This is a genomic window from Pseudomonas sp. RSB 5.4 (genome assembly GCF_037126175.1).
GTDB lineage: Bacteria > Pseudomonadota > Gammaproteobacteria > Pseudomonadales > Pseudomonadaceae > Aquipseudomonas > Aquipseudomonas fluorescens_H.
Genome location: NZ_CP146986.1, coordinates 4,249,884 through 4,268,015, shown reverse-complemented (window position 1 = coordinate 4,268,015; position 18,132 = coordinate 4,249,884). Strand labels below are relative to the sequence as shown.

At 60.2% G+C, this 18,132-nt stretch carries 15 protein-coding genes; 9 read left to right on the top strand and 6 right to left on the bottom strand.

Features of this window, described 5'->3' with window-relative positions; genetic code table 11:
- Positions 1-30: 30 nt before the first annotated feature.
- A complete protein-coding gene (gene gcvH, locus V9L13_RS19340) occupies positions 31-414 on the top strand; it encodes a glycine cleavage system protein GcvH (protein WP_338800281.1) in 384 nt (127 codons plus the stop codon).
- Positions 415-470: 56 nt separating this feature from the next.
- Here the strand turns inward: gcvH and V9L13_RS19335 are convergent, their stop codons facing one another.
- Entirely contained in the window at positions 471-1,613 is a 1,143-nt protein-coding gene (locus V9L13_RS19335; RefSeq protein WP_338800280.1) for a DegT/DnrJ/EryC1/StrS aminotransferase family protein, read from the bottom strand.
- Positions 1,614-1,769: 156 nt separating this feature from the next.
- Between V9L13_RS19335 and gcvP the strand changes: the two genes are divergently transcribed.
- Positions 1,770-4,643: an aminomethyl-transferring glycine dehydrogenase gene (gene gcvP, locus V9L13_RS19330; protein ID WP_338800279.1), complete on the top strand. Its 2,874-nt coding sequence runs from the start codon at positions 1,770-1,772 to the stop codon at positions 4,641-4,643.
- Positions 4,644-4,831: 188 nt separating this feature from the next.
- Here gcvP and V9L13_RS19325 read toward each other — a convergent pair whose 3' ends face one another.
- A complete protein-coding gene (locus V9L13_RS19325; protein ID WP_177434708.1) occupies positions 4,832-5,152 on the bottom strand; it encodes a DUF2388 domain-containing protein in 321 nt (106 codons plus the stop codon).
- Positions 5,153-5,287: 135 nt separating this feature from the next.
- Here V9L13_RS19325 and V9L13_RS19320 point away from each other — a divergent pair, with 135 nt between their 5' ends.
- Positions 5,288-6,265, top strand: coding sequence for a hypothetical protein (locus V9L13_RS19320; protein ID WP_338800278.1), 978 nt, complete (start codon positions 5,288-5,290; stop codon positions 6,263-6,265).
- Between the two features lie 4 nt (positions 6,266-6,269).
- Here V9L13_RS19320 and V9L13_RS19315 read toward each other — a convergent pair whose 3' ends face one another.
- Complete coding sequence (locus V9L13_RS19315) at positions 6,270-8,054, bottom strand: ATPase, T2SS/T4P/T4SS family (protein ID WP_338800277.1); 1,785 nt, start codon at positions 8,052-8,054, stop codon at positions 6,270-6,272.
- 90 nt (positions 8,055-8,144) lie between these two features.
- On the bottom strand, positions 8,145-8,483 hold the full coding sequence (locus V9L13_RS19310) for a hypothetical protein (protein ID WP_338800276.1): 339 nt from the start codon (positions 8,481-8,483) through the stop codon (positions 8,145-8,147).
- Positions 8,484-8,609: 126 nt separating this feature from the next.
- Between V9L13_RS19310 and V9L13_RS19305 the strand changes: the two genes are divergently transcribed.
- Entirely contained in the window at positions 8,610-9,074 is a 465-nt protein-coding gene (locus V9L13_RS19305; RefSeq protein ID WP_027610503.1) for an Lrp/AsnC family transcriptional regulator, read from the top strand.
- Between the two features lie 121 nt (positions 9,075-9,195).
- On the opposite strand, the gene V9L13_RS19300 is transcribed toward V9L13_RS19305, so the two are convergent.
- Positions 9,196-10,566, bottom strand: a complete 1,371-nt coding sequence (locus V9L13_RS19300; protein ID WP_338800275.1) for a CYTH domain-containing protein — start codon at positions 10,564-10,566, stop codon at positions 9,196-9,198.
- A 156-nt stretch (positions 10,567-10,722) separates the two neighbouring features.
- Here V9L13_RS19300 and argE point away from each other — a divergent pair, with 156 nt between their 5' ends.
- A complete protein-coding gene (argE, locus tag V9L13_RS19295) occupies positions 10,723-11,880 on the top strand; it encodes an acetylornithine deacetylase (protein ID WP_338800274.1) in 1,158 nt (385 codons plus the stop codon).
- Between the two features lie 271 nt (positions 11,881-12,151).
- Positions 12,152-13,450 carry an amino-acid N-acetyltransferase gene (argA, locus tag V9L13_RS19290; RefSeq protein ID WP_103486205.1) on the top strand — a complete coding sequence of 433 codons (1,299 nt, stop codon included), beginning with the start codon at positions 12,152-12,154 and terminating at the stop codon, positions 13,448-13,450.
- A gap of 123 nt (positions 13,451-13,573) precedes the next feature.
- Here argA and tauA read toward each other — a convergent pair whose 3' ends face one another.
- The gene (gene tauA, locus V9L13_RS19285; RefSeq protein ID WP_003229271.1) at positions 13,574-14,566 is read right to left on the bottom strand and encodes a taurine ABC transporter substrate-binding protein; all 993 of its coding nucleotides are present in this window, start codon (positions 14,564-14,566) and stop codon (positions 13,574-13,576) included.
- A 366-nt stretch (positions 14,567-14,932) separates the two neighbouring features.
- On the opposite strand from tauA, the gene V9L13_RS19280 reads away from it, so the two are divergent.
- From V9L13_RS19280 to ssuE, 3 genes are all read left to right on the top strand, one after another.
- On the top strand, positions 14,933-16,276 hold the full coding sequence (locus V9L13_RS19280) for an OprD family porin (RefSeq protein ID WP_003229270.1): 1,344 nt from the start codon (positions 14,933-14,935) through the stop codon (positions 16,274-16,276).
- Positions 16,277-16,570: 294 nt separating this feature from the next.
- Positions 16,571-17,209, top strand: a complete 639-nt coding sequence (locus V9L13_RS19275; protein WP_338800273.1) for a peroxiredoxin — start codon at positions 16,571-16,573, stop codon at positions 17,207-17,209.
- Positions 17,210-17,533: 324 nt separating this feature from the next.
- Positions 17,534-18,127, top strand: a complete 594-nt coding sequence (gene ssuE, locus V9L13_RS19270) for an NADPH-dependent FMN reductase (protein WP_003229266.1) — start codon at positions 17,534-17,536, stop codon at positions 18,125-18,127.
- The last annotated feature ends 5 nt before the right edge of the window (positions 18,128-18,132 follow it).

The window sequence follows — 18,132 nt, the reverse complement described above, 5'->3', positions numbered from 1 at the left end:
ACCGCTGACAATTTCTTGAGGACACCGAGCATGAGCAATATCCCCGCTGAACTGCGTTTTGCCGAAAGTCATGAGTGGGCGCGTCTGGAAGCCGACGGCACCGTTACCGTGGGCATCAGCGATCACGCGCAGGAAGCGCTGGGCGATGTGGTGTTCGTTGAACTGGCCGAAGTCGGCAAGGTGTTTGCTGCCGGTGAGGCTGCCGGTGTTGTCGAGTCGGTGAAGGCCGCGTCCGACATCTACTCCCCGGTCGGCGGTGAAGTGATCGCGGTCAACGAAACGCTGGCTGACTCGCCGGAAGAACTGAACAACGATCCGTACGCCGCATGGATCTTCAAGCTCAAGCCAAGCGACAAGGCCGAGCTGGACAACCTGCTGGACGCTGCTGCCTACAAGGCTGCCATCGGCGAATAAGCAGACTGTAATACTGCAAAAGCCCCGATCTCTCGGGGCTTTTTTGTAGGCGTCGATCAGGCGTCGCGCAATACCGCTTTCACTGCCGCCACCGAACGCTCGACGTCGTCCTTGGTCATGGTGGTGAACATCGGCAATGACACGATCAAGCGTCCAACGCGCTCGGCAACTGGCAACATGCCTTCCTTGAACCCGCGCTCGCGGTACAGGCTCAGCAAGTGGATCGGCGGGTAGTGATAGCCGATGCCGATGCCTTTGGCCTGCATCTGCTCCATGAACGTGGCGCGGGCCGGCAAGCCGTCCTTGCGTTCCGGCAGGACCAGCTGGAACAGGTGCCAGTTGCTCTGGGTGAAATCCGCTGGCGGCAGTTGCGCGCCATAGGTCGCTTCAAAGTCATCGCCAAAACATTTGAAGTAGTGCCGGGCCAGTGCCTGACGATGGGCGGTCAGCGCCTCGATATGCGCGAATTGACCCAGGCCGATGGTGGCGGCGACGTCGGTCATGTTGAACTTGCCGCCGAGCACGTCGACGTCCAGACCATCGAAGCCGTTGCGGGTCACGCCTTGCAAGCGGTACTTCTCCGCCAGCCGTGCTTCTTCCGGGGTGTTCAGCACCAGACAGCCGCCCTCGGAGCAGGTGACGTTCTTGTTCGCCTGGAAACTGAACGAGACGAAATCGCCGGTGGCGCCGATGCGCTGACCGTTCCAGCTCGAACCCAGGGCCTGAGCGGCGTCTTCGACAATGCGCAAGTTGTGTTTGCGGGCGATGGCGTACAAGCGTTCCATGTCCACCGGCAGGCCGGCGAGGTACACCGGAATCACCGCTTTGGTGCGCGGGGTGATGGCCGCTTCCAACTGGTCCAGATCGATATTGCGGGTCACCGGATCGATGTCGGCAAACACTGGTGTGGCGCCGACTTCGAGGATCACGTTGGCGGTGGCGACCCAGGAAATCGGCGTGGTGATCACTTCGTCACCCGGGCCGATGCCGGCGATGCGCAAGGCGATTTCCATGGTGCAGGTGCCGGAGTTGAAGGTGCGCACCGGGCGCCCGCCGAAGTATTCCGACAGTTGTGCTTCAAAGGCCTGGACCTTCGGCCCGCTGGTGATCCAGCCGGAGCGCAGCACATCGCCGACGGCGGCAATCGTGGCTTCATCAATGACAGGTTTGGAAAACGGCAGGAACGGCAGTTGGCTCATGAGGATTCGATCATCCGAAAGTTGGACGCCTGATGCAGGCGCTACAGCATGCCCCGGAACCCCCTGTGCCGCCAAGCCGTGCGCGTCGGTATCGGCTGCTATGCTGGTTTGACCGTGTTGCATTGACGCCGAGCGCCAGCCAAGAGAGAGCCCGTCATGTCCCAGTTGCCATCCTTGAGCCAGTTACGCGACCCCGAAGCCTTCCTGCGCCGCCATTTGGGCCCCGACGCCACCGAACAACAGGCAATGCTCGACAGCCTCGGCCTCGGCAGCCGGGTCGAACTGATCGAGCAGACGGTGCCGCCGGGCATTCGTCTGAATCGGGCGCTGGATTTGCCGCCGGCCCTCGACGAACAGGCGGCGCTGGCCAAACTGCGCGGGTATGCCGAGCAGAACCAGGTGTGGACCAGCCTGATCGGCATGGGTTACCACGGCACGCTGACGCCAACCGTCATCTTGCGTAACGTGCTGGAAAATCCCGGCTGGTACACCGCGTACACCCCGTATCAACCGGAGATCGCCCAGGGCCGTCTCGAAGCGTTGTTGAATTTCCAGCAACTGACCATCGACCTCACCGGACTTGAACTGGCCAACGCCTCGTTGCTCGACGAAGCCACGGCCGCCGCGGAAGCCATGGCGCTGGCCAAGCGTGTGGCGAAGTCGAAGAGCAATCTGTTTTTCGTTGATGAAAACTGTCATCCGCAGACCATTTCCGTGGTGCAGACCCGCGCCGAAGGCTTCGGTTTCGAGCTGATCATCGACGCTGTGGATAACCTCGGCCAGCATCAGGTGTTCGGCGCGTTGCTGCAGTATCCCGACACACACGGCGAGATCCGTGATCTGCGCCCGGTGATTGATCAGCTGCACGCGCAGCAGGCGCTGGCCTGTGTCGCCACCGATCTGCTGAGTTTGTTGCTGTTGACGCCGCCAGGTGAGCTGGGCGCGGATGTGGTGTTCGGTTCGTCCCAGCGCTTTGGTGTACCCATGGGCTACGGTGGCCCGCACGCGGCGTTTTTCGCCAGCCGCGAGGAATACAAACGGGCGATTCCCGGGCGGATCATCGGCGTGTCAAAAGACGCTCGTGGCAATGTCGCGTTGCGCATGGCCCTGCAAACCCGTGAGCAACATATTCGCCGGGAGAAGGCCAACTCGAACATCTGCACCGCGCAGGTGCTGCTGGCCAACATCGCCAGTTGCTACGCGGTGTATCACGGGCCGCAAGGCTTGAAACGCATTGCCCAGCGGGTTCATCGGCTGACCTGCATCCTGGCGGCGGGCCTGGAGCGCCATGGCCTGCAGCGGGTCAACGGGCAGTTTTTCGACACCCTCACGCTGGAGGTGGGCGGCGCGCAGAGCGCGATCATCGACAGCGCCAGGGCCGCGCAGATCAACCTGCGGATTCTCGGCCGTGGCCGAGTGGGGTTGAGCCTCGACGAGACTTGCGATGCAAACACGGTGGCCAAACTATTTGATGTGCTGTTGGGCGCCGATCATGGGCTGAACGTCGACGAAATTGATGCAGAAGAGCTGGTTTCCGGGATTCCCGAGCACCTGCAACGCAACACGCCGTACCTGCGCCATCCAGTGTTCAATGCGCATCACAGCGAAACCGAGATGCTGCGCTACCTCAAGCAACTGGAGAACAAGGATCTGGCGCTCAACCAGTCGATGATCCCGCTGGGCTCCTGCACCATGAAACTCAATGCCACCAGCGAGATGATCCCGATCACCTGGCCGCAGTTCGCCAACCTGCACCCGTTTGCGCCTCGGGAGCAGGCGGTCGGTTACACCTTGATGATCGAAGAACTGCAGCGCTGGTTGTGCGCGATCACCGGGTTCGATGCGATCTGCATGCAGCCTAACTCCGGAGCTCAGGGCGAATACGCCGGGCTGCTGGCGATTCGCAAATATCACGAGAGCCGACAGCAGGGCGCGCGGGATATCTGCCTGATTCCGTCTTCGGCCCACGGCACCAACCCGGCCTCGGCGCAGATGGCCGGGATGCGCGTGGTGATCGTCGAGTGCGACGAGGCCGGCAACGTCGATCTGGACGACCTGAAAACCAAGGCTGCCGAGGCGGGGGACAAGTTGTCGTGTCTGATGGCGACCTATCCGTCGACCCATGGTGTGTACGAGGAGGGCATCAGCGAGATCTGCGAAGTTATCCACCAGCACGGCGGGCAGGTGTACATGGACGGCGCCAATCTCAATGCGCAGGTCGGGCTGGCGCGGCCGGCGGACATTGGCGCCGATGTGGCGCACATGAACCTGCACAAGACTTTCTGCATTCCCCATGGCGGCGGCGGGCCGGGCATGGGGCCGATCGGCATTCGCGCGCATCTGGCGCCGTTCGTTGCCAATCACCCGGTGGTGCCGATTGACGGCCCGCTGCCACAGAACGGCGCGGTCAACGCGGCGCCGTGGGGCAGTGCGAGCATTTTGCCGATCAGCTGGATGTACATCGCGATGATGGGGCCGCAACTGGCGGATGCCAGCGAAGTGGCGATCCTTGCGGCGAATTATCTGGCGCAGCATTTATCCGGCGCATTCCCGGTGCTCTACACCGGACGCAACGGGCGGGTGGCCCATGAGTGCATTCTTGATCTGCGGCCGTTGAAGGCGCAGACCGGGATCAGTGAAGAGGACGTCGCCAAGCGCCTGATGGACTATGGCTTCCATGCACCGACCATGTCATTCCCGGTGCCAGGGACGTTGATGGTCGAGCCGACCGAGAGCGAGTCCAAGGCCGAACTCGATCGGTTCATCGGCGCAATGCTGAGCATCCGCGCGGAGATCACCGAAGTGCAGAACGGTAACTGGCCGGCGGAAGACAACCCGCTCAAGCGCGCGCCGCATACCCTGGCGGATGTCACCGGAGTGTGGGAGCGGCCTTACAGCATCGAGCAGGGGATCACCCCGGATGCGCACACCAAGGCGCACAAGTATTGGCCGGCGGTGAATCGGGTGGATAACGTTTATGGGGATCGCAATCTGTTTTGTGCCTGCGTCCCGGTGGACGATTACCGCTGATCCTCAGGAAACACACAGACCCATTGTGGGAGCGGGCTTGCTCGCGAAGGCGGTGGGTCAGGCATATGTATTTTTTCTGACCGGACGCCTTCGCGAGCAAGCCCGCTCCTACAGGGTGGCGTGGTGAATTCGGAATGACGGGCAAAAAAATGCCGCTCGATCGAGCGGCATTTTTGTCGGCGCAAGGCTTACTCGGATTCCACCGCGTTCTTCGCCAGAATCGCATTCGCCAGTTCCATGTCTGTGGCCTGCAGGCCCGGGTTGTCGGCGCGGACTTTCTGCATCGCCGCTTCCAGGTACGGCCCGCGGATACCGCCGTCGCTGGCGACGAAGCTGCCGGCGTCGTCCTGCGCGGCGACGATCAGCTTGTGATCCTTGAAGGTCAGGTAGGTCGAACCGGTGGTGGCACCGGAGGAAATGACGTTACGCCAAAAGCCGTCGGCCATCGCTGAACCAACGGGAAGGGACAGCAAGGCAAGGGTCGCGACAGCAAGTTTGAGACGCATGATTGAGTGACTCCTGGGGGTTATCTAAGGCGTTGGATCATCATTTACCCGATCCGGTTCCATGACTGCTCAGTCATGGAGCTGTTGAGCTGGAGGTGCGCAAGGTAGTTTGGCACCATGCACCCCGGTTTTTCATGCATGGACGCTGCCTTGGCTTTTATTGTTCTGATGTACGTGATGGTGTGGACAGTATGCACGGCGGCCTTTATCGGGCTTACAGTGCTGGTGATCATGCTGTGTGTGCCGACGTGGCGTCGTGCACTGTTGCGTCATCCACGCAAAGTGAGTGTGCTGGCGCTGCTTTGTCTATCGGTTGTCGGTTTGACCATCAACCAGATCACCAGCAGCATCGCAGACACTCTTGCCCGCAATTTAAGACTGAAGCACGAGGTTCAGGTCGAGGGTCTGAAATTGCCTGCGGGCACCCGGTTGCATCTGATGACCATCGATCCACTGGACGCGAACGGTCAGCCGCAGATCCATGGCCTGGCGAGTCTGGACACTGCCCGGTTTCCTGCGCCGCAAACCCTCATGGGCGCGCGGGTTTCTTCACTGCAGATGTATCATCTGACGAGCGGAGAGATGCGCCTCGTCGGTGACCAGATAATTGATGGCTGGCCCTGTGCCCGCGACACGTTGCTGACCGTGAACTTCAGCGAAGAAACCCGGTTGCGCCCCGACCTCTGGCAGTTTGACGGCTGCACCTTGGTCGCCGGTGCAAAAGTCGCCGGTTTGGCCTGGCCAGCCAAGAGTCGAGTGCAGAAGCAGGGCAACGAATACAGTGTCAGCTATTGGCAGGCATCGGAGTCCGTTTCGATTCAGGGCATTGAGTTGATGACCGCGACCGTGAAGCTCGATCAGCAGCGTAATCCTCTGCATTGGAGTGGTCAGTTGCGCAATCCAATGGCGCTGGGTGATTGGCGGTACCCCCGAGGCACTCGCGCAGCCCAGGGCAAGCCGCATACATTGCGCATGACGTCGAGCCAGACGTATACCGCGAAAAATGTGCGCACCGGTGAGACCATGAAGCCCAATCACTCGATCCTGCAACGTGTGCCAAATGGGCAGGTGCTATGGATCAAACCCAATGCCGAGATTGATGTTCTCGACTGGTAGCCGGTTATTTCTGTTCGCTCTGCGGTGTTACCCGCAGCACCTCCTCAATGGTGGTCAGCCCCGCCGCAACCTTTTGTGCGCCCGACAGGCGCAGGCTGCGCATGCCTTCCTTGAAGGCTTGCCGCCGGATCGCGGTGAGGTCGGCGTCGGGGGTGATGAAGGCCTTGAGGCTGTCGCTCAATTGCATGATTTCGTAGACCCCGGCGCGTCCGCGATAACCGGTGTCGCGACATTCCAGACAACCGATAGCGCGTTGCGCATTGCCCGGCAGCGGCGCCTGCCAAGGCCGGGTCAGGGTTTGCCAGTCTTCCTCTTCCAGCGTCAGCGGCGCCTTGCAGTGCGGGCACAGCGTGCGCACCAGACGCTGGGCCATGACCCCGAGCACCGTAGCCTTGATCAGATAGTGCGGCACGCCGAGTTCCAATAGCCGGCTGATCGCGCTGGGGGCATCGTTGGTGTGCAGGGTCGACAGCACCAGGTGGCCGGTGAGTGCTGCCTGAATCGCCATTTCCGCGGTTTCCAGGTCGCGAATCTCGCCGATCATGATGATGTCCGGGTCTTGCCGCATCAGCGCGCGTACCCCGGCGGCGAAACTCAGGTCGATGTTGTGCTGGACCTGCATCTGGTTGAACGCCGGCTCGACCATTTCGATCGGGTCTTCGATGGTGCAGAGGTTGATCTCCGGCGTCGCCAGTTTCTTCAGCGTGGTGTAGAGCGTGGTGGTCTTGCCCGAACCGGTTGGCCCGGTGACCAGAATGATGCCGTTGGGCTGGCGGGTCATGTCCTGCCAGCGGCGCAGGTCGTCGGCGGAAAAGCCAAGCTGATCGAAGTCCTTGAGCAGCACTTCCGGGTCAAAAATCCGCATGACCATTTTTTCGCCAAACGCGGTGGGCAACGTTGAGAGCCGCAGCTCCACCTCGCCACCGTCCGGGGTCTTGGTCTTGACCCGGCCGTCCTGGGGTTTGCGCTTCTCGGCGACGTTCATCCGCCCGAGGCTTTTCAGGCGGCTGACAATGGCCATGGTCACCTGCGGCGGAAATTGATAGACGTTGTGCAGCACGCCATCGATGCGGAAACGCACGGTGCCCTGTTCGCGGCGCGGTTCGATATGGATATCACTGGCGCGCTGCTGGAAGGCGTACTGGAACAGCCAGTCGACGATATTGACGATGTGCGCGTCGTTGGCGTCCGGCTCCTGATCGCTGGCGCCGAGGTTGAGCAGTTGTTCGAAGTTGCCGAGGTTGCCGCTCTGCGCGTCGGCAGTGCTGGCGCCGCTGACCGATTTGGCGAGGCGAAAGAACTCGACGCTGAAGCGCTGGATATCCGCCGGGTTGGCGACGACCCGTTTGATCGGCAGCTTCAGCACGTGGGTCAGGTCAGCCTCCCAACCGGTGACGTAGGGCTGGGCGCTGGCCACGACCACCGCGTCGCGGTCGACCGCTACCGCGAGAATCTTGTGGCGCTGGGCAAAGGCGTAGGACATCAGTGGGGTGATGGCGGCGACGTTGATCTTCAACGGGTCGATGCGCATGTACGGCTGGCCGGCCTGTTGCGCCAGCCACAGGGTCAGGCTTTCCAGATCCAGATGTTTACCTGGACGACTGAGATCATCCAGTTGCTGGCTGGCGATGAATTCCAGCGGATGGTGCTGGCCGTGGGTCGCGTGGCGGCGCCGGGCGTTTAGTGCCTGCTCCGCCGAATCCTGGCTGATAAAGCCCTGGGCGACCAGTTCACGCAACACATCGTTGAGATCCAGCCAGCGGTCCTGAGTGGCGAGTTGAACGGACATGCGGGCTCCTTTTGAACGACTGTGCGCAAAGGATAGTCGTGGCCCCGCAGACTGTTGGGCCACTACCCGACAAAGCCGTTGCCGGATTTGTCAGCCGGCCGCGTGGGCCGGCGCAGCCCACGCCGTGTCGGCGTTTTGCAGGTTCACCGAGCAGACGCTGATCAGGTTACGAAGTTTTTCCGCAATCACCTGCGCGCGATGCCAGCTCAGCCCGTCGATGACGATGTCGATCGACAGCAGATCGTCGAGCCGTTCGACGTGGACCTGCTGCGGCGTGAGGAACTGCAGCGCGAACAGGTTCAGCACCCGCACCAGCAGATCCGGCTCGGCTTCGGCGAGCAGTTGATAACTCGCACAACAGTGGGCGTTGTTGACGTTCCACACATCGGCGCGGGGCGCAGGGGTATTCACGGCTTCGAGGTGAGGCATGTCCGGTCTCCAGAGTCAGTGGAGGAATTTTTACATTCGGTGTCGGGCATTTCTTGTCTAAGATGAGCGGATTCGCGAATTGCTCGACTGAAACGATTCGCAAAATGATTATTTTGAGGATTAGTTATGCATAGCGAGCTGGACAGCTACGACCGGCGGATTCTCGCCCTGTTGCAAGAGGACGCGTCACTGTCCAGCGCGCAGATCGCCGAGCAGGTGGGCCTGTCGCAATCGCCGTGCTGGCGGCGGATTCAGCGGATGAAGGAGGAGGGGATCATTCGCGGCCAGGTGACCTTGCTTGATCGCAAGAAGATCGGCCTGAACACGCAGATCTTCGCCGAGATCAAACTCAACGCCCACGGGCGTTCGAACTTCACCGAATTCACCGAGGCGATTCGCGGTTTTCCGGAAGTGCTGGAGTGTTATGTGCTGATGGGCGCGGTGGATTTTCTATTGCGGATTGTCGCGGCGGACATCGAGGCGTATGAGCGGTTTTTCTTCGAGAAGCTGTCGCTGGTGCCGGGGATTCAGGAAGTGAACTCGATTGTGGCGTTGTCGGAGATCAAGTCGACGACCAGCCTCCCGGTCTAGCACGGATGGCCTCTGTGGCGAGGGGATTTATCCCCGATGGGTCGCGAAGCGGCCCCGCTTTAGTCGAAAGCAGGGACTGCTGCGCAGTCCATCGGGGATGAATCCCCTCACCACACAGTCATCACATGCGCAGCAGCATTTTCCACGCACGATTCTGGTAAACCGCAATCGCCTGCTGCTTGCGCGCATCGAGCAGTTCGTCAGTGATGGTCGGTTCGTTGGCCAGTTGCGCCAGTTTGTTCAGCTCGCCGTACAGGCGATCCATTTCCGCGATCTCCAGCACGTTACGCGCATGGTGCAGCCAGACCTGGATGCGTTCGATGCGCGGCAGTTGCTCGGCCAAATCTTCCGGTTGCTGCTGATAGCGCTGCAATTGCAGGGACGTGGCTTCTTCGCCGAGCAGGCGCGGCAGCCAGCTGTGCAGTTGCGCGGCGCCCTGGCGGTTGCCGCGGGTGTTGCGCTCGGCGGTCCAGGTGCGGGCCAGCAACCAGCGCGACGCAGTCAGCGAGAACAGGCCCCAACGCGGGTCTTCCAGCTCCTCAAGGAACTGTTCCGGCGCCGCTTTGCGCACGTCTTCGTCTTCGATGCCGACCTGAACCAGCGGGCGCCAGTCTTCGAGCAATGCGTCCAGCGCCACGCGCAGGTCGTGAGTGGCCGGACGCGGTGCGGCCTGGCCGAGGCTGCTGAGCAGGGCGCGCATTTCCGCAAGGTTCTCGACCCAGTCCTGCAGCAGGCGCCAGTGGCCGTTGAAACGATACTGTTCAGCCAGACGCTGGCTGCTGCCGAGCAAGTGCCAGCCCAGCGCGGCGAAGGCGTCGTCGAGTTGGGTTTCCGGAGTCAGTTGCGGCGCCGCCAGGCTCAGCGAGTAGCTGTTGGCGTCGTACAGACGGTAGCCGCGCTCGGCCTTGCTGATGTCGCACGGCATCAGGGCCAGGGTCTCGGCCAGTTCGGCGGCCAGTTCCAGCAGCGCGGCAGGCTCGCCTTCGCGCAGTTCCAGTTCCAGCTCACAGATTTCTTCTTTCTGTTTGCCGACCACCACGTGACCGAGGTCCAGCGCGGCTTCAATAACCACTTTGGCCTTGCCGCGGCCCCAGGCGATTTCCGCGCGCTCGCGGACGAAATCGGTGGTGAAGATCGGCTTCAGGGTTTTCTTGTCCAGCTCGGCCAGCGACTCGGGCCAGCATTCGCCGTCGAGTTTCTTCACGTCGAGCTTGGCTTTGGGCAACTTCCAGTCGTACTCGTTACGCTCGGACAGACCGGCAACACTCTGACCACGGGTCTTGAGGGTCTGAATCACTTCGTCACCGTCCTTGCGCAGGCGCAGGGCGACTTTGGCTTGAGCCAGATCGCGCTCGGGGGTGTCGAAGTACTGGTTCATTAACTCACGGCGTTCCCAGCCATTTTTGTTGCGTTTCTTCAGTAGCGGGTGCTCGCGCAGGGCAGCGAGGGTTTCGCGGCTGACGCGGAGTTTGATTTCGGTTTCTTTCTGCATGGCCGGAAAATCCAGGATCGGGAGCGCAGCCGGGGGAATGTGTGGCTGCCAAGGCCGTGCAGTGTACAGGACTCAAACTTCCTACGCCCTGCGGCGGTTTATTCCGAGCGCCGGATGGCTCTATGATGGACTTCAAATCGGGAGTTGGAGTCAGCGATGCCTTTGCCATCCATGCAAGACCAGTTCGCTGCACTGATCGCCGCACCGTCGGTCAGTTGCACCCAACCGAGCCTGGATCAGTCCAACCGGGCGGTGATCGATTTGCTTGCCGGCTGGCTGGGTGATCTGGGCTTCAACTGCGATATCCAGCAGGTCAGCCCCGGTAAATTCAACCTGCTCGCCAGTTTCGGCAGCGGCCCCGGTGGCTTGGTACTGGCCGGGCATAGCGATACCGTTCCTTATGACGATGCGCTGTGGCAGACCGATCCGCTGAAACTCACCGAGGTCGACGGCCGCTGGGTCGGGCTGGGCAGTTGCGACATGAAGGGTTTTTTCGCGCTGATCATCGAGGCCGTGCAGCCGCTGCTCGACCAACCGTTCAAGCAACCTTTGCTGATCCTCGCCACCTGCGATGAAGAAAGCTCGATGTCCGGTGCCCGGGCACTGGCCGAGGCCGGCAAGCCGCTGGGCCGTGCAGCGGTGATCGGCGAGCCGACCGGGCTCAAACCGATCCGCCTGCATAAAGGTGTGATGATGGAGCGCATCGATATCCTCGGGCAGAGCGGCCATTCGTCGGATCCTCGCTTGGGCCACAGCGCCCTCGAAGCGATGCACGATGCCATCGGCGAACTGCGCGGTTTGCGTCTGTTGTGGCAGCGTGAATTCAACAACCCGCAGTTCAGCGTGCCGCAACCGACCATGAACTTCGGCTGTATTCATGGCGGCGACAACCCGAATCGCATTTGCGGCCAGTGTTCACTGGAGTTCGACCTGCGTCCGCTGCCGGGCATGGACCCCAATGTCCTGCGTGCGGAAATCCTGCGCAAGCTCAATCCGGTGGCCGAGCGGCATCAGGTGAAGATCGATTACAAGCCGTTGTTCCCGGAAGTGCCGCCATTCGAGCAGGCCGCAGACACCGAATTGGTGCGCATCGCCGAAAAGCTCACCGGTCACAGTGCCGAAGCAGTAGCGTTCGGCACCGAAGCGCCTTATCTTCAGCGCCTGGGTTGCGAAACCATCGTGCTCGGCCCCGGCGACATAGCCTGTGCGCACCAGCCCGGCGAATACCTTGAAATGTCACGTTTGCAGCCTACCGTGCATCTATTGCGGCAGTTGATTGAACATTACTGCCTGAGCCCGGACAAAGTTCTATGAATTGAACAATGTCGATGTGGGAGCGAGCTTGCTCGCGAAGGCGTCGGGTCAGTCGACATTGATGTATCTGATACACCGCTTTCGCGAGCAAGCTCGCTCCCACAGGGATTGTGTTTTGTCTGACCAAACGCTGTAAATTGCCAGCACCCCAACCCGTATTCATGAGGAGAGCGCGCGTGTCGCCAAGCCTGTTCCGACGATAACCATCAGCCCGCTGTGCGTTTTCCGTTTCGCCCTTTTTCCGGCTGCTATTTATTACAGGCCCAGGTTCATGCCCGAATACGTTAATTGGCTTCGTCACGCGTCCCCTTACATCAATGCCCACCGCGACTGCACCTTCGTCGTCATGCTGCCCGGCGACGGCGTGGAGCATCCGAACTTCGGCAATATCGTCCACGACCTGGTGCTGTTGCACAGCCTCGGCGTGCGCCTGGTGCTGGTCCACGGTTCGCGCCCGCAGATTGAAACCCGCCTCGCCGCCCGCGGCCTGACCCCGCACTACCATCACGGCATGCGCATCACCGACGCGGCGACGCTGGAATGTGTGATCGACGCGGTCGGCCAGTTGCGCATCGCCATCGAAGCGCGGCTGTCGATGGACATGGCTTCATCACCGATGCAGGGTTCGCGCTTGCGGGTGGCCAGCGGCAACCTGGTGACCGCGCGGCCGATCGGCGTGCTCGAAGGCGTCGACTATCACCACACCGGCGAAGTGCGCCGGGTCGATCGCAAAGGTATCAACCGTCTGTTGGACGAGCGTTCGATCGTGCTGCTATCGCCGTTGGGTTATTCGCCGACCGGTGAGATTTTCAATCTGGCCTGCGAAGACGTCGCCACCCGTGCCGCCATCGACCTCGGTGCCGACAAGCTGCTGCTGTTCGGCGCCGACCTCGGTCTGATCGACGAGAACGGCAGGCTGGTGCGCGAACTGCGTCCGCAGCAGGTGCCGGCGCATTTGCAACGTCTGGGCAATAACTATCAGGCGGAATTGCTGGATGCCGCCGCCGAAGCCTGCCGTGGCGGCGTGGCGCGCAGCCATATCGTCAGTTATGCCGAGGACGGTGCGCTGCTGACCGAACTGTTCACCCGTGACGGTGGCGGTACGCTGGTGGCCCAGGAGCAATTCGAGCTGGTGCGCGAGGCGGCGATTGAAGACGTCGGCGGTCTGCTCGACCTGATCAGTCCGCTGGAAGAGCAGGGGATTCTGGTGCGTCGTTCACGCGAAGTGCTGGAGCGCGAGATCGAGCAGTTCAGCGTGGTCGAGCGTGAAGGGATGATCATCGCCTGTGCGGCGCTGTATCAGATCGCCGATTCGGATGCCGGTGAGCTGGCGTGCCTGGCGGTGAATCCGGAGTATCGCCATGGTGGTCGCGGCGATGAGCTGTTGGAGCGCATCGAGACCCGTGCCCGGGCGCAAGGGTTGAAGACCCTGTTCGTCCTCACCACCCGCACGGCGCACTGGTTCCGCGAGCGTGGCTTCGAGCCTAGCAGCGTCGAGCGCCTGCCGGCGGCGCGGGCGTCGCTGTACAACTATCAGCGCAACTCGAAGATCTTCGAAAAGACCCTCTGACGATTACCGAAGGACTGTTGTGGAGAGGGGATTCATCCCCGATGGGCCGCGCAGCGGCCCCCGCTTCACCAAAAGCAGGGACTGCTGCGCAGTCCATCGGGGATGAATCCCCTCACCACCTATTCAATTGTTTTCGGTTACAAACTTCGCGCTGACATACGGCGAATAGTCCGGCAGCACCGTTTCAACCTTGCCCTGTTCCTTCAAAAACTTCGCGGTCTCACCAATCGCCTTCGCCGTGCCGCCGTCCAGCAACGCGGTGGATTGCTGCGCCTTGGCGTCCGGGAACGCCGAACCGGCGAGCAGTTCCGGCACATCGGCGGCGTTGGCACCGGTCAATTTGGCGATTTTCTGTACCGGCTCGGATTCGGCGGTCCAGCTGTCTTTATGGCTGGCGTAATCGGCAAACGCGTCTAGAGTGACCTTGGCAAATTTGGCCACCACCTCAGGATGCTTCTCGGCGTAGTCCTTGCGTGCGACCCAGACTTCGAACGTCGGCGCGCCCCATTGGCCGACTTGTGCAGCATCGGTCAGGGTCTTGCCGGTCTTGCGGATTTCGCCCAGTGCCGGTGACCAGACAAATGCGCCGTCGATGTCGCCACGCTTCCATGCCGCAGCGATTTCCGCCGGTTGCAGGTTCACCACTTTGACTTTCGAGGTGTCCAGGCCCCAGTGCTTGAGTGCGCCGAGCAGGCTGTAATGGGACGTGGAAACGAAGGGCGTGGCGATGGTCTTGCCGACCAGGTCCTGCGGGCTATTGATGCCGCTGCCATTACGCACCACCAAGGCCTCGGCGGCATTGATTTGGGCTGAAACAATGAATGCGACGATCGGCAGATTGCGTGAGGCGGCCGCTGCCAAAGGGCTGGAGCCGAGATTGCCGATCTGCACATCGCCCGATGCAATGGCTGTCACAACTTCCGGGCCACTATTGAAGCGTCGCCAGTCGATCTTCTGGCCGATGGTTGTTTCGTAAGTACCGTCGGCCTGAGGGACTTTGCTCGGGTCGATACCGGTTTGATAACCCACCGTGAGGTCGGCGGCTTGAGCGGAGAAAGAAATTATCGCTGACACACAAACTGTAACAAATTGACTAGATAGTGCCCGTTTGGCCATGATGGCGTCGCCTTTTGGATAGGGTTTGACGTGGTTTGAATGCGTCAACGCTAAGCGATCTAAAAAAGGGCGAACAAATACCATTTAGTAATTAGCTTAGTAGCCGATATCCTGTGTTGCGCTGCAGGTGGCCATTACTGGGCCATATAGCTAGATAGTATAAAAAAGAATGAAATAATTCTTTTTGGGGTTATCAGGAAAGTCAGTACTGTGCAGGGACCCAAATACTGCGATTAGACCTTGGTCGTAGACACACAAGGTTACGATTGACTTGTCAGTCACGCTCTGGCGCTAATCGCGAACCTACGGATCCGGGCATTCGACCAGGACCAGGAACACAAGAATTAGAAACGAGAGGAGCTTTACATGAACAAGTCCACCTTGGCCCTGGCTGTGGCCGTAGGGGTTTTGGCGCAGCAGGCAGGCGCCGCCGGTTTCATCGAAGACAGCAAGGCCACTCTGGGCCTGCGCAACTTCTACATCGACACCGACAACCGTGATGGCACGCCATCGAAGACGTCGAACACCCGCAGTCAGAACTCCGAATGGGGCCAGGGTTTCGATCTGCGCTTCATCTCCGGTTACACCCAAGGCACCGTTCAGTTCGGTGTTGATGCTATCGGCCTGTATGGCGTGCGTCTGGACTCCGGTCGCGGTACCCATGGCAACTACACCGGTACTGCTTCGGGCGGTACTGTATTCCCAAGCGATGGCGACCGTGCTGTAGATGATTTCGCCAGCCTGGGCCTGACCGGCAAGGTCAAAGTCTCTCAAACCGAGCTGAAGGTCGGTACTTTGCTGCCGAACAACCCGGTCATCAAGTACAACGATGGTCGTCTGCTGCCACAAACCTTCCAGGGTGCGGCGATCACTTCGAACGAAATCAAGGACCTGACACTGACTGCCGGTCAGGTTGAGGCCGTGAAGGGTCGTAACTCCAGCAACAACGAAAACATGTCGATTGCCGGTGCAAACGCAAACTCGAACTATGATGCTGGCAAATTCAGCAACAAGTTCTACTACGGCGGCGCTGACTACAAAATCACCAAAGACCTGACCGCCTCGTACTACTACGGCGAGCTGAAGGACTTCTACTCGCAGAACTTCCTGGGTCTGGTACATAACTGGGCAATCGGCCCGGGCGTACTGAAAAGTGACCTGCGTTACTACCGCAGCCGTGACAACGGTGCCAACGGTGACACTGCCGCTTACTACACCAGCGGTTACTACGGTGGCACTACCACCAAGGGCAAAGTCGACAACAACCTGTACAGCTACCTGGCTTTGTACTCGGTTGAAGGTCACACCTTCGGTGCGGGTTACCAGTACACCAACGGCGACAGCGACTTCCCTTGGCTGAACCAGGGTGACGGCTCGTCCAACAGCACCATCACCGACATGCAGATCCAGAAGTTCGGTCGCGCCGGGGAGCGTACCTGGCAGGCTCGCTACGGCTACGATTTCGCCAAGATCGGCGTTCCTGGCCTGACCGCGAACGTGATCTACCTGCGTGGCGATAACATCGACACCCCGCTGGGCGACAAGATGGAATGGGAACGCGACCTGACCATCGGTTACGTAATCCCGGAAGGCCCGCTGAAGAACCTCGGCGTAGCCTGGAAAAACGCGATGTGGCGTACCGACCTGGCGAACACCCGTTCTCAGGACGAAAACCGCCTGATCGTCAGCTACTCGATCCCGCTGCTGTAATAGCGCGTTCAAACTGCTGATGTAAAAAAAGCCCCGTCCGGCACCGTGCCGGACGGGGCTTTTGCGTTTTCGAGTCAGGCTCACCCCCGTAAGCCTGTCCCGAAATTCCCTCTTTGCAGCAACTCAAGGCCTTCTCGAACCTTGAGAGCGATGTTCGTCGCGATGCCGTCGAGCGTCCAGTGAACGATGTTTAATATTCCTTTAGATTCTAGATATCTATTTATTTATTCTTTTTCATGATGTCGAATCCCGAGCTACAGTTGAGTTCTCCAACAACTCATCAGGAGCAGCACCATGAGCCTCAGACTCGGCGACATCGCCCCCGACTTCGAACAGGATTCCAGCGCCGGCAAGATTCGTTTTCACGAGTGGCTGGGCGATAGCTGGGGCGTGCTGTTCTCCCACCCGGCCGACTTCACCCCGGTGTGCACCACCGAGCTGGGCTTCACCGCCAAGCTCAAGGATGAGTTCAGCAAACGCGGCGTTAAAGCCATCGCCTTGTCGGTTGACCCGGTGGACTCGCACCACAAGTGGATCGAGGACATCAACGAAACCCAGGACACCCTCGTCAACTTCCCGATCCTGGCCGACGCCGATCGCAAGGTTTCCGATCTCTATGACCTGATCCATCCGAACGCCAACGACACCCTGACCGTGCGTTCGCTGTTCGTGATCGATCCGAACAAGAAGATTCGCCTGACCATCACCTACCCGGCGAGTACCGGGCGCAACTTCCACGAGATCCTGCGGGTGATCGATTCGCTGCAACTCACCGATAACTACAAAGTGGCGACCCCGGCCAACTGGCAGGACGGTGATGAGGTGGTGATCGTGCCGTCGCTCAAGGATGAGGAAGAGATCAAGCGGCGTTTTCCCAAAGGCTACCGCGCAGTGAAGCCATATCTGCGTCTGACGCCGCAGCCGAACAAGTGAATCAGTGAAATTTGGGCTGTAGCTACCGCCGCCTTCGCGAGCAAGCCCGCTCCCACAGGGGAACGCATTCCAAATGTGGGAGCGGGCTTGCTCGCGAAGGCGTCGGCACAGCCGACACAAAATTCAGAACCACAAAGCAGGGGATTTCAGGTCGTTTCAACGGCCTGTTTTTTTGCCCGGGACAAAGCAAATTACATATCTCTTAAATGCATAACCAAATGAATAAATATGATTTATGGATATATAAATCAGCTGGTAAGGTCACTCCCATCGAAGCGAGATCGCAACCCGCGAATCGCCTGTAACGCGTAAGGAATCGTCTGAATGCTGGTCGTCTCACTCGGTGGCAGTCCCAGCCTGCGCTCCCGTTCCGGGGTGCTGCTGGAACGCTCGCAACACTGGTTGCGGCAGCAAGGGGTCGAAGTGGTGAGTTATCAGGTGCGGGACTTCCCGGCCGAAGATCTGCTCCATGCCCGCTTCGATAGCCCGAAAGTACTCGACCTGCTGGCGCAGATTGAAAACGCCGATGGCCTGCTGATCGCCACGCCGGTGTACAAGGCGTCGTTTTCCGGTGCGCTGAAAACCGTACTGGATCTGCTGCCGGAACGTGCCCTGAACCACAAGATCGTTTTGCCGATGGCCACGGGCGGCAGTATCGCCCACATGCTGGTGGTCGATTACGCGCTCAAACCGGTTCTGTCGGCATTGAAGGCGCAGGAAATGCTGCAAGGAATTTTTGCCGAGGACAGCCAGATCGCTTACGGCGAAGGCAGTGCCGCGGCGCAACTGGCACCCGCGCTGGAGCAGCGTCTGCATGAAGCGCTGGATCAGTTTGTCAGTGCCATGGCTCGCCGGCCGAAGCCGCTGGAGCCGGGCCTGTTGAATGAACGTTTGTTGAGTGCTCGCTGGAGCATTTAAGCCTC

Bases quoted from the DNA above. Each gene is read 5' to 3' on its own strand.
- V9L13_RS19315 (WP_338800277.1), bottom strand. From the start codon at position 8,054: ATGTCCGTTCAACTCGCCACTCAGGACCGCTGGCTGGATCTCAACGAT.
- V9L13_RS19300 (WP_338800275.1), bottom strand. From the start codon at position 10,566: ATGCAGAAAGAAACCGAAATCAAACTCCGCGTCAGCCGCGAAACCCTC.
- V9L13_RS19280 (WP_003229270.1), top strand. From the start codon at position 14,933: ATGAACAAGTCCACCTTGGCCCTGGCTGTGGCCGTAGGGGTTTTGGCG.
- V9L13_RS19310 (WP_338800276.1), bottom strand. From the start codon at position 8,483: ATGCCTCACCTCGAAGCCGTGAATACCCCTGCGCCCCGCGCCGATGTG.
- gcvP (WP_338800279.1), top strand. From the start codon at position 1,770: ATGTCCCAGTTGCCATCCTTGAGCCAGTTACGCGACCCCGAAGCCTTC.
- gcvH (WP_338800281.1), top strand. From the start codon at position 31: ATGAGCAATATCCCCGCTGAACTGCGTTTTGCCGAAAGTCATGAGTGG.
- tauA (WP_003229271.1), bottom strand. From the start codon at position 14,566: ATGGCCAAACGGGCACTATCTAGTCAATTTGTTACAGTTTGTGTGTCA.
- argE (WP_338800274.1), top strand. From the start codon at position 10,723: ATGCCTTTGCCATCCATGCAAGACCAGTTCGCTGCACTGATCGCCGCA.
- ssuE (WP_003229266.1), top strand. From the start codon at position 17,534: ATGCTGGTCGTCTCACTCGGTGGCAGTCCCAGCCTGCGCTCCCGTTCC.
- V9L13_RS19335 (WP_338800280.1), bottom strand. From the start codon at position 1,613: ATGAGCCAACTGCCGTTCCTGCCGTTTTCCAAACCTGTCATTGATGAA.
- argA (WP_103486205.1), top strand. From the start codon at position 12,152: ATGCCCGAATACGTTAATTGGCTTCGTCACGCGTCCCCTTACATCAAT.
- V9L13_RS19275 (WP_338800273.1), top strand. From the start codon at position 16,571: ATGAGCCTCAGACTCGGCGACATCGCCCCCGACTTCGAACAGGATTCC.
- V9L13_RS19305 (WP_027610503.1), top strand. From the start codon at position 8,610: ATGCATAGCGAGCTGGACAGCTACGACCGGCGGATTCTCGCCCTGTTG.
- V9L13_RS19320 (WP_338800278.1), top strand. From the start codon at position 5,288: ATGGACGCTGCCTTGGCTTTTATTGTTCTGATGTACGTGATGGTGTGG.